Below are 12884 nucleotides of genomic sequence, written 5' to 3' on the forward strand. Positions count from 1 at the left end.
CCCGGTACGGGCCGCACTGGGTCGCGCCGGATCATCAAGCCACCAACGCAAGCAACAAAGGGGAACTACAATGAAGCTCACCACTATTCTGGCCGCCTCGATCGCCTTCATGCCCGTCGCGGCGTTGGCCGAAAGCAAGGGCAAGGTCGAAGGCATTCATCACTGGGTATCCGAAAGCGAGGTCAAGGCGCTAAAGGTCGTCACGGACAAGCTGGCTTCCAAGGGCTACACTTGGCAGGATAGCGCGGTCGGCGGCCTCAGCGGCGCCAACGCGCTGCAGGCGCTGCGCACGCGTCTTGCGGCTGGGAACCCGCCGGCGACGATGCAGTTTTTGGGGTATGAGGGCCTCGACTGGGGTAAGCAGGGCGTCCTGCGCTCCCTCAACGAGCTCTATACCAAGAACGGCTGGGATAAGGCGCTCGCCCCGCAGTTGCTTTCCTTTGTCAAAAACGGCGACGACTTTATTTCCGTTCCGATCAACATGCATCGGCAGAACTGGCTGTGGGCGAACAAGGCCGCTTTCGACAAGGCCGGCGTCAAAGAACCGAAGTCTTGGGACGAGTTGATCGCCAATGGCGATAAGCTCCGGGCCGCCGGTGTGATCCCGCTGGCCATGGGGGACGAGAGTTGGCAGATCCTCGAAGTCTTCGAGGCGATCCTGGTGGATGTGAACGGGCCAGAATTCTACAAGAAGGCCGTTGTCGACCTGGACGAGGGCACTCTTTCGAGCCCCGAGATGATCGCCACGTTCGACAAGCTTAGGAAGGTCCGCGCGCTTGTCGATGACGGCTTCACCGGACGTGACTGGGCAGTGGCTACGGGGATGGTCGCGGATGGCAAGGCTGCCATGCAGGTCATGGGTGACTGGGCCAAGGGTGAGTTCCTCGCCAAAGGCTTGAAGCCGGGCGTCGACTTCCTTTGTTTCCCCACGCCGACCGACAAGCCCAACTTCAAGTTCGTGATCGATGCCTTCGGCATGTTCAAAGTCGATGATGCTGTGACCACGGCTGGCCAGGACGCTTGGGCGGAATCGATCATGGATCCCGAGGTGCAGAAGCAGTTCAACCTGTTCAAGGGTTCGATCCCTGCTCGCTCCGACGTTCCGGTCGACAGTTTCGATGACTGCGCGAAGCGCAGCTATGCCGATCGCGAGGCGGCAGTGAAGAACGGCGCGATGCTCGGCGGTCTGACGGACGGCTTTGCCGCTCAGCCTCAATTCGCCGGCGTCTTCACCGACGTCGTCGGCAAGTTCTTCGTCACCGACATGTCGTCCAAGGACGCTGTTCAGGCCTTGGTCGACGGGATCAACAACGCCCGCTAATCCAAGCCATCAAAGCCCTGCCGGCAACCGTGCCGGCGGGGACACCGTCCGCAACAATGCTCGGCAATAGCGAGGTTGGTTAGTCCCATGTCGCTCAAAAACAAATTGGACCTATGGCTGCCGCGGCTCGTGCTGTCGCCCAGCCTGCTGGCCGTTCTGATTGCCGTCTATCTCTTCATCGTCTGGACGGCCTGGATCTCGCTATCTTCGTCCCAGATGGTGCCGAAGTTCGACTTCGTCGGGCTCGAGCAATATGTGCGTTTGTGGTCCACCCCGCGCTGGCACACTGCAGTCGCCAACCTCTTCATATTTACGACGTTGTTCCTGGCGATCACCATCTCGCTCGGCTTGTTCCTCGCGATTCTGCTCGACCAGAAGGTGAGGGCGGAGGGCTTCCTGCGAGCCGTCTACCTCTATCCCATGGCCTTGTCGTTCATTGTCACGGGCACCGCGTGGAAATGGATCTTGAATCCGACCCTGGGCTTGCAGAAGGTCGTTAACGAGCTCGGCTGGACCGGCTTCGTCTTCGACTGGATCACACAGCCGAGCTTTGCGATCTACTGCGTGGTAATCGCAGCAGTCTGGCAATCGACGGGGTTCGCGATGGCCATTTTCCTGGCCGGGCTGCGGGCGATCGACACTTCGATAATAAAGGCCGCGCAGATCGAGGGAGCCAGCCTGCCGAGAATTTATGTCAGCGTCATCGTACCGATGCTGCGCCCGGCATTTCTGAGCGTCATCGTCCTACTGAGCTATATCTCGATCAAGAGCTTCGACCTGGTTCTGGCCCTCACAAACGCCGGGCCTGGCAGCGCCACCGAAATGCCCTCGACCTTCATGTTCGCCGCGACCTTCCGGCGCAATCAGATGGGCGTTGGCGCCGCCAGCGCCATCATGATGTTGATGACGGTGGCCGCGATCATCGTTCCCTACCTCTATTCGGAACTGAGGGAGGATCGCAATGCACACTGAAGCACGCTCGGCCCGCCGTTCGAACCAGATTGGCCGTTTGTTTATCTACGGCTCACTGATAGCGCTTGCCGCCTTCTACCTGATGCCGCTGTGGGTGATGATAGTCACATCGCTCAAGTCGCTGGACGAGATTTATGGCGGCTCCTTCATCGGTGTGCCCCAGGCAATCACCTTCGAGGCCTGGAACAAGGCATGGCAGGAGGCCTGCATCGGCACGGCCTGCACGGGACTGCGCCCATATTTCATCAATTCCATCCTCATGGTCGTGCCCGCCGTCATCCTGTCCACGGGGATAGGCGCAATAAACGGCTATATTCTCACGAAGTGGCGTTTCACCGGCGCGAACGCCATATTCGGATTGTTGCTCTTCGGCTGCTTTTTGCCGTTCCAGGCCGTCATCCTGCCCATGGCGCAAGTGCTTGGTCGGCTGCACCTTTCGGGCACCATTCCGGGTCTCGTGCTGGTTCACACGGTCTACGGCATCAGCTTTACGACCCTGTTCTTCCGCAACTATTTCATCACGATTCCGGACGAGCTGACCCGCGCGGCGCAGATCGACGGAGCCGGGTTCTTCCGGATCTTCTTTTCAGTCATGTTGCCGACCGCGCTTCCCATCATCGTGGTCTCCTGCATCTGGCAATTCACGCAGATCTGGAACGACTTTCTTTTCGGCGTGTCGTTCACGGCAGGGCAATCATCGCCGATCACCGTGGCGCTGAACAACATCGTCAACGTGACGATGGGGCGCAAGCAATACAATGTCGACATGGCGGCCGCCATGATTGCCGCCATCCCCACTCTCTTCGTCTACGTCGTCGCTGGACGCTACTTCGTGCGCGGTCTGACCGCCGGCGCCGTGAAAGGCTGATGCCATGTCAACGCTTGAAATCGATCAGGCTCGCAAGCTCTACGGTGACCTCGAGGTCCTGAAAGGAGTCAGTATCTCCATCGGCACCGGCGACTTCCTGGTGCTGCTCGGCCCATCGGGCTGCGGGAAGTCAACGCTGCTCAACATGATCGCGGGCCTCGAGAGCATTTCAGGGGGAGAAATCCGCATCGCCGGCAAGGTGGTCAACGATCTGTCACCGAAAGACCGGGATATCGCGATGGTGTTCCAGTCCTACGCGCTTTATCCCACGATGACCGTGCGCCAGAACATCGAGTTCGGCATGAAGATTCGCGGAGTGTCGCAAGCAGAGCGGGACAAGGCAGTCAAGACAGCGGCCGACCTCCTCCAGATGACGCATCTTCTGGACAGGAAGCCCTCGCAGCTTTCCGGCGGCCAGCGCCAGCGCGTGGCAATGGGGCGCGCGATCGTTCGCCAACCCAAGCTGTTCCTTTTCGACGAACCTTTATCCAACTTGGACGCAAAGTTGCGCGTCGACATGCGAACCGAGATCAAGCGTCTTCATGCACGATTGGGAACCACGATCGTATACGTCACTCACGACCAGATCGAGGCCATGACACTCGCCACTCGAGTGGCCGTAATGAAGGACGGCGTTGTCCAGCACCTCGACGACCCGCAGTCTGTCTACGACCGGCCGGCCAACGTATATGTGGCCAGATTCGTTGGGTCGCCTTCCATGAACATCATTCCGGCGAGACTTGACGTGGAAGACGGCCGGCCAGTCGCTGTGATCGATATCCCAGGTGGAGCGGCGGCCCGCCTGTCGGGCATCCCTTTGTCTTCACAAGCTGCAACCAAATACGCTGGGCACAATATCCTGGTCGGCATCCGTCCGGAGTTGTTCAGTGTCGCCGGCGCACAAGCCACGCAAACGGTCACGGTAAATATCGACGTGGTCGAGCCTACGGGCCCCGATACGCTTGCGCTGTTCCAGGCGGGCGGGGTCGAGGTCACGGCTCGTGTGCCGCCACGGGCTGTGGCAGCCCGCGCTTCGGCGACCCTCGCGGTCGATACCGGCAAGATCGTAATGTTCGATGCCGACAATGAGCAACGCATAGACTGAGGCATCGACTTGGATCAAACAGCTGACATCGTCATCATCGGGTCGGGCATCGGCGGCGCTTCCCTGGCCTACAGCCTGGCCGGCAGTGGCAGGCGCATCGTGATTCTGGAACGCGGCGAGCATTTGCGCGACGCGCCCCAGGCGCGCGATGACCGGGCGATATTTCTCGAGGGCTTCTACCGTTCGACCGAAGAGTGGCTCGGCGACGATGGGCAGGCATTCCTGCCCGGCAATTACTACTATGTCGGAGGCAATTCCAAATTCTTCGGCGCTGTGATGTACCGCTACAGGTTGGAGGATTTCTCGCCCCGCCCCCACATGGACGGCGGCTCGCCTGGATGGCCGATCACCTATGAGGAGCTCGAGCCATGGTATGAGCGAGCCGAGGCGGTTTTCAAGGTGCGGGGTGACCCATCGCAGGATCCCACCGAGCCCCCGCGGACCAGTCCTTACCGTTTTCCGCCGGTACCCGACGAGCCGGCCATAGCGGCCGTGCGCGCTCGCTTGAAAAAGGCTGGGATCCACCCATCCAGCCTTCCCCTGGCTATCGACATCAATGAGTGGCTTCGCCGCGCCAAGACCGGCTGGGATGCCTTTCCCAATACGGGTTCCGGCAAGATCGACGCCGAGGTTGGACCACTGACTGCCGCTTTGAATAGCAGCGACGTTAGTCTCGTGACCGGGGCCAATGTCGTGCGGCTGGAAACCGATCCGACGGGTCGCACGGTGACAGCTGCAGTGTTTTTGAAGGATGGTGTTGAGCGGCGAATCAGCGCTGGCATATTCGCCGTTGCGGCTGGCGCGGTCCAGAGCGCGGCACTCTTGCTGCGGTCGGCGAATGCCGCGCATCCGCGCGGGCTGGCCAACGGCTCCGACCAACTCGGTCGCAACTTCATGAACCACAACACCACTGCAATGCTGGCGATCGATCCGCGGTCGGCCAATACGTCGGTTTACCAGAAGACCCTGGCATTTAACGACTTCTACAATGCCGATCCGGAGACGGGTTTCCCGCTTGGCAACGTGCAATTGCTTGGACATATCACGGGCAACATCCTCAAGGCGAACGCGCCCCTGCTGCCACGCTGGCTGGCGGGGCTGATAGCCCGCAACTGCTATGGTTGGTTCTTGACCAGCGAGGACCTGCCTAATCCAGAGAGCCGGGTCACAGTGCAGAATGACCGCATCGTCATGCATTGGGTCCGCAGCAACATGCGAGCGCACGAGCTGCTGATCCGTAGGACGCGAGGCGTGATGCGAAGGGCGGGCTTCCCAATCGTTCTTACGCGAACCTTCGGCAGAAAGACGACCTCTCACCAATGCGGCACTGCCCGACTTGGAAGCAGTCCACAGACATCGGTTGTGTCGCCTGAGTGCCGCTCTCACGAAATCGAAAACCTCTATGTAGCGGATGCTTCGATCCTTCCGACATCGGCGGCTGTTAACCCGGCACTCACGATCGCAGCGCTCGCCATCAAGGCTGGAGCCGCCATCAGCCGGTCGTGAGGGATTAAATCTCACGGGCCTTGTCGAATACTCGGGTCTGCTTTCGTGACTCCAAGGGTTTTGTCTGAGGGAACTTTACCATGCTTGCTGACCGTACCGAATCGGATCTGATCGGTCCGCTAGCTATTCCGGGCCACGTGCTCTACGGCGTGCATACCCGCCGGGCAGAACAGAATTTCGACGTCTCCGGACTGCGGCTCAAGGATTTTCCCGAGCTCATCCAGTCGATGGCGATGGTGAAAAAGGCTGCTGGTCTTGCAAACATGGAACTCGGACTGCTCTCAGCTGAAAAGGCGCAGGCCATCTCAGACGCTTGCGACGAGCTCATCGAACTGAGGGGGATCGACGAGAACTTCCCCGTCGACATGATGCAGGGCGGAGCCGGTACGTCGACTAACATGAATATTAACGAGGTCGTGACGAACCTGGCCCTGATCAAGCTCGGCGCCAAAGTTGGCGACTACGCAAAGCTGCACCCCAACGATGACGTAAACCTCTCCCAGTCGACCAACGATGTATATCCCACCGCGATCCGCCTGACGGTTTTGCGAGCCTGCGACGGGCTCGTCTCGGCACAAGCCAACTTGCGCGATGCCTTTCGCGCGAAGGCGCTCCAACACGCCAACGCGCTTAAGGTCGGCCGGACCCAGCTTCAGGATGCTGTGCCCATGACGGTCGGGCAAGAGTTCGAAGCTTTTGCGGAACTCATTGACGAGGACATTGTCCAACTCCAGTCGGCCGCGAGATTGTTGCTGGAAATCAACCTCGGGGGGTCGGCGATCGGCACCTCGATCAACGTGCCGCGCGAGTTCCCCGACATCGCTTGCACTCATCTGTCCCAGATATCAGGCATTCAGCTTATTGCTGCCCGCAACTTCATCGAGGCGACATCGGACACAGGCGGCTTCGTTTCCTTTTCAGGTATGCTGAAGCGCATTGCGGTCAAGCTGACCAAGATCTGCAACGATCTGCGTCTTCTGAGCAGCGGACCCCTTGGCGGCCTCGGAGAGATTCGCTTGCCTCCGGTACAGGCCGGCTCTTCCATCATGCCGGGCAAGATCAATCCCGTCATTCCTGAGATGATGAACCAGCTCAGTTTCCAGGTCATTGGAAATGATCTTGCCGTGACGCTCGCTGCAAGCGCCGGGCAGCTCCAGTTGAATGCAATGGAGCCGGTGATCGTATTGAACATCCTACAATCCATGCGGTTGTTGACAAGAGGAATGCGGATTTTCAAAGAGCGCTGCGTGAACGGGATCGAAGTCGACGAGGATCGCTGCAAAGCCTTGCTGAACCAATCCCTTGCCTTGGCCACGCCGTTGGCGAAGCTCATCGGCTACAGCAAGGCTGCGGAACTGTCAAAACGCGCTTTGGCAGGCAAGAGAAATTTGCGTCAGGTCGTTGAAGACGAGGGTGTTCTGCTCCCGGAGCAGATTGACCAAATCTTCGGCAACAGTGCCGAGTTCGCGGGTCTCTCGAACGCTGTCTCGGCTTGAAGCGCTAACGGCCGCGCTGCGATAACCGATAGTGAGGCACAGGCCTGCGCCCGGCGCCTCGGGTGGCGGTCAGGCGATCGTGGACCTCGTTTGTCTGTGTTGCCCCATGTTTCGGTGGGTGATATCGTTGTTTGGCAGGTGTAAAATACGAGTCGCTTGACCCACTGTCGGTGCCTTCCGCCCTGTGCATTGCGGGCAGCGGGAATGCTTCAGCACTGAACATCTCTGATTAAGCGCTTGCTGGCATTGGCTCTGGCCAGTTTTGTTTGCTGGCATCTGCACATGCGCCTCATTCGGAGTTTGCTAGTTGACAGAACCATCACAAAATCTGACCGAGAAAGTCCGTTTCGACGCGGTCGATCGGACTATGGCGATACTGCGCGTCCTGGAGAAGGCGGAAGGACCGCTGTCTTTATCCGCGATCGCAAGGGAGGTTGACCTCGGTAAACCAACGACGTTGCGATACCTGGCAAGCCTGGTCGGCCATGGGGTCATCGAGCGTGTGGATGGGAACGGCTACACGTTGGGTATCGACCTGTTCATGCTGGGACAGAAGGCCCTGCACCGCCGTGACATTCGCGCCGTGGCGCGCCCTTATCTGCAGAAATTGTATGAACATTTCAACGAAACCATCAACTTGGCACTGCTTGTCCGGCAGGAAGTCGTCGTCGTGGACAGCATTGAGACAACCCAGATGCTGAGGCAGGGCGGGGCGGTCGGTTCCGTAAATCCATGGCATGCATCATCCCTGTCCAAAAGCATATTGGCCTGGCTCGATCGCGACGAGGCCAGCCGATTGCTGCAGCGATGCAGTTTTGACCGTTACACCCCGCGGACATTGACCAGTGCAGCCAAGGTTCTGGCCGAGTTGCCGGAGATCGTCGAACTGGGTTACTCCGTGGACAATGAAGAGGCAACGATCGGAAGCAGGTGTGTCGGGGCAGCGATATTCGATGCCTCCGGTCGCCCGATCGGAGCAATCAGTATCTCCGGTCCGACGACCCGCATCGTTGACGATGCGATTTCGTCCGTTGGGACTCATCTGGTCGAGGTTACCGGGCAGCTGTCGCGGGCAATTGGATTCGCCGGCAAAAGAGATGCCGGCCCTCGCCCTTAAGGGTCGGACCCCATCGCGAGTGAAAAGTGCAGACTTTGGCGAAGCGGGACCATCTACCTCCCCCGCCAGCAAAAATGGCTACCGCAATCCGGCGACCATGAGAGCGTCCTCGATAGCCGCTTTATCAGCTTCGCCAATCCGGTCCAGCGGACGGATGGGCGTCCCGACATCCCGGCCAAGCAGGCTGATCGCATATTTTATGCGGGTGGGAAAATTGGTCGCCTGACTGACTTCTCGGCAGATCGGGCCGATGGCTTTGGTCAACTGCATGGCTTCGGCGATATTGCCATCTTTGAACGCCCGATAGATTTCGACATTCTGCTTCGGCAATACGGCGTGAATACCGCAGATCGAAGCCTCCGCGCCCATCACATAGCCAGCAAGTGTGATCGGATCGTAACCGGCAGCTACCGTCACGTGATCGCCGACAGTCTGCACAAGCTCTCCAATGTTGTGGAAGACGCACTTTATAGCAATTACTTCGGGCAATCGAGCGACCTTCTTCAAGAGTTCGACGGAGTAATTGAAGTGATCGTAAAAGACTATTGGCAGCTCGGATGCGGCTGCCACATCTGTGATAAAGGCAAGCGCCGACTCGTCTGTCATGCCATTGTAAGTCGGCGGGCAGAGCAGCAACGCGGCGGCCCCCGCCTGTTTTGCAAGCAGAGCCCGGTGAATGGCGTCCTTGGTCGCGTCCGGGATGATGCCGGCGATGACGCGCAGATTGCTCTTGCTCGTCGCCGTGCCGGTCAAGGACGCCAGTTCCTCGGCGCTCAGCTCGTTACCGGATCCAGTGCTGCCGCCAATGATGATCACCTCGATGCCAGATGCCTCCATGAACGAAAGTTCGCGTGCAAAGCAATCGAGATCGATTGTCTCATCGCGACTAAACGGCGTCACGATTGGTGTAATGACGCCTCGAACTTCTTCGCGCCTTAGTGCTTCAACCATTTTTTGCAGTTCCTGGTGAGAGGGGTTGTTGCGAAACAAGCTGGGACCACTCGTTCCCCGTATCGATGACGGGCTTGAGCACGGGCGCTGTTTCATTCAGTGAAATACGATATCGACTGTCGCAAAATCGCGCGACCGTAGACGCCTTGTCAAGGGGAATCTCGATGAGCGGTCCCGGCTGAGATTTGGGGCATCGCAGCACCAACGGCCTTTGTGCATCACATAGCGTCAGTTTCTTGCAAAGTGCGCAATTGCTGGCGTTGTTTCGTTGTATGAACCTCGGTACCGGTGAGCGGAAAACGCGATGCGAGATCACCGGGCGGAAGCTGGGACACAGGGCCTGAGCGCCAGTACGCATCGCAATTCGGAGATAATGGGAGAGGAAATGCGTAGTCGGTTTTTGTTACTGGGCGCAGCCATGTGCAGCATGGTTTCTGCGGCAGCCCACGCTGAGGACAAGTCTATCGAGGTCATTCACCATTGGGTGTCTGACAGTGAGGTGGCTGCCGTAAACACGATCAAGCAAGAGCTAGAAAAGCGCGGCGTCGTCTGGAAGGACACCGCCATAGGAGGTGCAAATGGCGCGAACGCCGAGCAGTCGCTCCGCGCTCGCATCGTGGCTGGCAATCCGCCTGGTGCAATGCAGATGCTTGGGTTCGACGCAGCGACCTGGGCTAAGGAAGGCGTCTTGAGGGACCTGACCGATCTGGAGACCGCGAGCGGTGGCGTTCAGTCGCTTCCGGCCGACTACAGGCGCCTGGCGGCCCCCGGCGGCAAGTGGGTCGAGGTGCCGATCGATTTGCTTCGTTCGAACTGGATCTGGGCCAATAAAAAGGCGTTCGACGCAGCAGGCGTTTCAGTTCCCAAGACCTGGGACGAACTGATTGCGGCGGGCGAGAAACTCCGCAAGGCTGGGATCATTCCTCTGGCGGCCAGCGACGAGCCATGGCAGATCGCCAAAATCTTCGACAGCCTGATCGTGGATTTGAATGGACCGGAATTCTACACGCAAGTCGCGCTCAAGGTGGACGACAAGGCCATTCGCAGCCCCGAAATGGTCAAGGTGTTCGAAAAGCTGCGCCAGGTGAGAGGGCTGGTCGATGACAACTTCGTGGGTCGCGACTGGGCCGTGGCGACGGAGATGGTCGCGAGTGGCAAGGCCGGTATGCAGGTTATGGGCGACTGGGCAAAAGGCGAATTCCTGGCCAAGGGTCTGAAGCCCGGTGTCGACTTCCTCTGTTTCCCGACCCCAACGTCGACGCCGAATTTCCTTTGGGCGATGGACTCGTTCAGCATGTTCGAATCCACCGAACCGAGCCTGCGAGCCGCGCAGGACGAACTGGTCAAGGTGCTTCTCGATCCGGAAGTGCAGATCAAGTTCAACCTGATCAAAGGATCCATTCCACCTCGGCTTGATGTCGACATGTCGAAGTTCGACGACTGCGCCAAGCAGGCTGCCGTGGACCTCAAGGCCTCGATCGAGCACAAATCGTTCCTTGGCACTCTGTCCGGCGGCTATGCTGCCGAACCCCAGTTCGCCTCGATTTTCAAGGAAGTCGCAGCGAAGTTCTTCGTGTCGGACATGAGCGCCCAGGACGCAGTGACCCTCCTTGCGGACGAGATCAACAACGCGCGCTAAGTGCTAGCCACGATGACCGGAAGGCTGTCGTTCGGCCTTCCGGGCCGCCTGCTGCCTGAGCAACTATTGGCTTGGCAGATCCAGGAGACGAATGATTCCGATGACTGCGATAAAGCGATACCTTGCCGCCCAGTTGCCCAAGCTCGTGCTGGCTCCGAGCGGCATGGTTATCCTCGTAGCGATCTACGGTTTCATCGCCTGGACCGCCAGTGTCTCGTTCAGTTCATCCAAGGTGATGCCGATCTACGACTTTGTGGGGCTGGAGCAATATATCCGCCTTTGGTCGACGCCCAGATGGCACGTAGCCGTTGAGAACTTGTTTGTCTTCTCGGCACTCTATCTTTCGATCGCCACCCTCTTTGGTCTCTTTATCGCAATTCTCCTCGATCAGCGCATCCGCGCGGAGGGCTTTCTGAGAACTGTCTTCTTGTATCCGATGGCGCTGTCCTTCATCGTTTCCGGCGTTGCTTGGAAGTGGGTTCTAAACCCGGGTCTCGGCCTTGAGAAATTGGTTCGTGATTGGGGATGGACCTCCTTCACTTTCGACTGGCTGGTGAACCCGAATTATGCGCTCTACACCATTGTCATCGCCGCGGTATGGCAGTCGTCGGGCTTTGCGATGGCCATCTTTCTCGCCGGCCTCAGAGGCATCGACAACTCGATAATAAAAGCCGCTCAGATGGAGGGGGCTTCTCAGGCCCGTATCTATGTCAGCGTTGTCGTGCCGATGCTTCGCCCGGCTTTTCTAAGCGTGATCGTCTTGCTTGGACAGATAGCTATCAAAACGTTCGACCTGACGTTCGCCTTGACGAATGGAGGGCCTGGCGGAGCGACGGAGATGCCGTCAATGTTCATGTTTTCGGCAACGTTCGAAAGGAACCAGATGGCGGTCGGCGCAGCCAGCGCGATGATGATGCTGGCCGCGGTGGTGGCGATCATGGTCCCGTATCTTTACACCGAACTTCGGAAGCCCAGCAATGAGCAGTAGAATGCGCAAGCTGGAGCGCCACGGCGGCAGGCTGTTTGTGTATGGGTGCCTGGCCGTTCTGGCCACGCTCTATCTGGTTCCGCTCTGGGTTATGTTGATCACATCCTTCAAGCCGTTGGACGAGATCTATTCCGGCTCGCTTATCGGGCTGCCTAAACAGATAACATTTGAAGCGTGGTCGAAGGCCTGGAGCACGGCTTGCATCGGCACCAACTGTGTCGGGCTTTCACCCTTCTTTCTGAACTCGCTGATCATCACGATCCCCGCAGTTTTCGTATCCACCGCAATCGGCGCGATCAACGGTTACACGCTGACGAAGTGGAAATTCCGCGGAGCGGATCTCTTTTTCGCCGTCATGTTGTTCGGCTGCTTCCTCCCGCTGCAGGCCGTGTTGCTGCCTATCGCGCGAGTGCTTGGAATGTTGCGGCTATCAGGGTCCACCGCCGGCCTCATACTGGTTCACTCGGTCTATGGGATCGCATTCACGACGATGTTTTTCAGAAACTATTTTGTCTCGTTCCCTGATGAACTGACCAAGGCGGCCTTAGTCGACGGCGCCGGTTTCTTCAGGATATTCTTCAGCATTGCCCTGCCTACGGCCATTCCTATCGCTGTCGTGTGCTGCATCTGGCAGTTCACGTCGATATGGAACGATTTTCTGTTCGGCGTGTCGTTTTCCGCTGGGGGAAGTTCACCGATCACCGTCGCGTTGAACAACGTTGTGAACGTAACCCTTGGGCGCAAGCAGTATAACGTCGACATGGCGGCGGCACTCATAGCGGCGCTTCCCACGCTGATCGTCTATGTCCTGTCTGGAAGGTACTTCGTCCGGGGCCTGACCGCCGGCGCGGTCAAAGGATAATCGCGCCGCAACAGCGAGCCGGCCGGTCACGTCAACCGGCCAAATGAGCAGGACAGACA

At 58.6% G+C, this 12884-nt stretch carries 11 protein-coding genes; 10 read left to right on the top strand and 1 reads right to left on the bottom strand.

What is annotated here, in order from left to right:
- The first annotated feature begins 70 nt into the window (after nucleotides 1–70).
- From EN852_RS13960 to EN852_RS13990, 7 genes are all read left to right on the top strand, one after another.
- Complete coding sequence (locus tag EN852_RS13960) at nucleotides 71–1321, top strand: ABC transporter substrate-binding protein (RefSeq protein WP_127864787.1); 1251 nt, start codon at nucleotides 71–73, stop codon at nucleotides 1319–1321.
- Between the two features lie 87 nt (nucleotides 1322–1408).
- Nucleotides 1409–2293 carry a sugar ABC transporter permease gene (locus tag EN852_RS13965; protein ID WP_127864788.1) on the top strand — a complete coding sequence of 295 codons (885 nt, stop codon included), beginning with the start codon at nucleotides 1409–1411 and terminating at the stop codon, nucleotides 2291–2293.
- Entirely contained in the window at nucleotides 2283–3161 is an 879-nt protein-coding gene (locus EN852_RS13970) for a carbohydrate ABC transporter permease (RefSeq protein WP_127864789.1), read from the top strand. The genes EN852_RS13965 and EN852_RS13970 overlap by 11 nt, the downstream gene beginning before the upstream one ends.
- 4 nt (nucleotides 3162–3165) lie before the next feature.
- Nucleotides 3166–4266: a sn-glycerol-3-phosphate ABC transporter ATP-binding protein UgpC gene (ugpC, locus tag EN852_RS13975; protein WP_127875765.1), complete on the top strand. Its 1101-nt coding sequence runs from the start codon at nucleotides 3166–3168 to the stop codon at nucleotides 4264–4266.
- 9 nt (nucleotides 4267–4275) lie between these two features.
- Entirely contained in the window at nucleotides 4276–5772 is a 1497-nt protein-coding gene (locus tag EN852_RS13980; RefSeq protein WP_127864791.1) for a GMC family oxidoreductase, read from the top strand.
- Between the two features lie 80 nt (nucleotides 5773–5852).
- Nucleotides 5853–7268, top strand: a complete 1416-nt coding sequence (locus EN852_RS13985) for an aspartate ammonia-lyase (RefSeq protein ID WP_127875764.1) — start codon at nucleotides 5853–5855, stop codon at nucleotides 7266–7268.
- Nucleotides 7269–7575: 307 nt separating this feature from the next.
- Nucleotides 7576–8385 (top strand): IclR family transcriptional regulator, encoded by an 810-nt coding sequence (locus EN852_RS13990; protein ID WP_245519758.1) that lies wholly within the window; start codon nucleotides 7576–7578, stop codon nucleotides 8383–8385.
- Between the two features lie 78 nt (nucleotides 8386–8463).
- On the opposite strand, the gene EN852_RS13995 is transcribed toward EN852_RS13990, so the two are convergent.
- Nucleotides 8464–9336, bottom strand: a complete 873-nt coding sequence (locus EN852_RS13995; RefSeq protein ID WP_189401902.1) for a dihydrodipicolinate synthase family protein — start codon at nucleotides 9334–9336, stop codon at nucleotides 8464–8466.
- Between the two features lie 385 nt (nucleotides 9337–9721).
- Between EN852_RS13995 and EN852_RS14000 the strand changes: the two genes are divergently transcribed.
- The 3 genes from EN852_RS14000 (at nucleotide 9722) to EN852_RS14010 (ending at nucleotide 12825) form a co-directional block, all read left to right on the top strand.
- A complete protein-coding gene (locus EN852_RS14000; protein ID WP_127875763.1) occupies nucleotides 9722–10975 on the top strand; it encodes an ABC transporter substrate-binding protein in 1254 nt (417 codons plus the stop codon).
- A 100-nt stretch (nucleotides 10976–11075) separates the two neighbouring features.
- A complete protein-coding gene (locus tag EN852_RS14005) occupies nucleotides 11076–11963 on the top strand; it encodes a sugar ABC transporter permease (protein ID WP_127875762.1) in 888 nt (295 codons plus the stop codon).
- Nucleotides 11953–12825: a carbohydrate ABC transporter permease gene (locus EN852_RS14010; protein WP_127875761.1), complete on the top strand. Its 873-nt coding sequence runs from the start codon at nucleotides 11953–11955 to the stop codon at nucleotides 12823–12825. The genes EN852_RS14005 and EN852_RS14010 overlap by 11 nt, the downstream gene beginning before the upstream one ends.
- Nucleotides 12826–12884: the final 59 nt, after the last annotated feature.

It is taken from the genome of Mesorhizobium sp. M2E.F.Ca.ET.209.01.1.1 (assembly GCF_004010375.2).
Lineage (GTDB): Bacteria > Pseudomonadota > Alphaproteobacteria > Rhizobiales > Rhizobiaceae > Mesorhizobium.

Coding starts and splice junctions, on each gene's coding strand:
- EN852_RS13960 (WP_127864787.1), top strand. CDS start 71: ATGAAGCTCACCACTATTCTGGCCGCCTCGATCGCCTTCATGCCCGTC.
- EN852_RS13965 (WP_127864788.1), top strand. CDS start 1,409: ATGTCGCTCAAAAACAAATTGGACCTATGGCTGCCGCGGCTCGTGCTG.
- EN852_RS13970 (WP_127864789.1), top strand. CDS start 2,283: ATGCACACTGAAGCACGCTCGGCCCGCCGTTCGAACCAGATTGGCCGT.
- ugpC (WP_127875765.1), top strand. CDS start 3,166: ATGTCAACGCTTGAAATCGATCAGGCTCGCAAGCTCTACGGTGACCTC.
- EN852_RS13985 (WP_127875764.1), top strand. CDS start 5,853: ATGCTTGCTGACCGTACCGAATCGGATCTGATCGGTCCGCTAGCTATT.
- EN852_RS13995 (WP_189401902.1), bottom strand. CDS start 9,336: ATGGTTGAAGCACTAAGGCGCGAAGAAGTTCGAGGCGTCATTACACCA.
- EN852_RS14000 (WP_127875763.1), top strand. CDS start 9,722: ATGCGTAGTCGGTTTTTGTTACTGGGCGCAGCCATGTGCAGCATGGTT.
- EN852_RS14005 (WP_127875762.1), top strand. CDS start 11,076: ATGACTGCGATAAAGCGATACCTTGCCGCCCAGTTGCCCAAGCTCGTG.
- EN852_RS14010 (WP_127875761.1), top strand. CDS start 11,953: ATGAGCAGTAGAATGCGCAAGCTGGAGCGCCACGGCGGCAGGCTGTTT.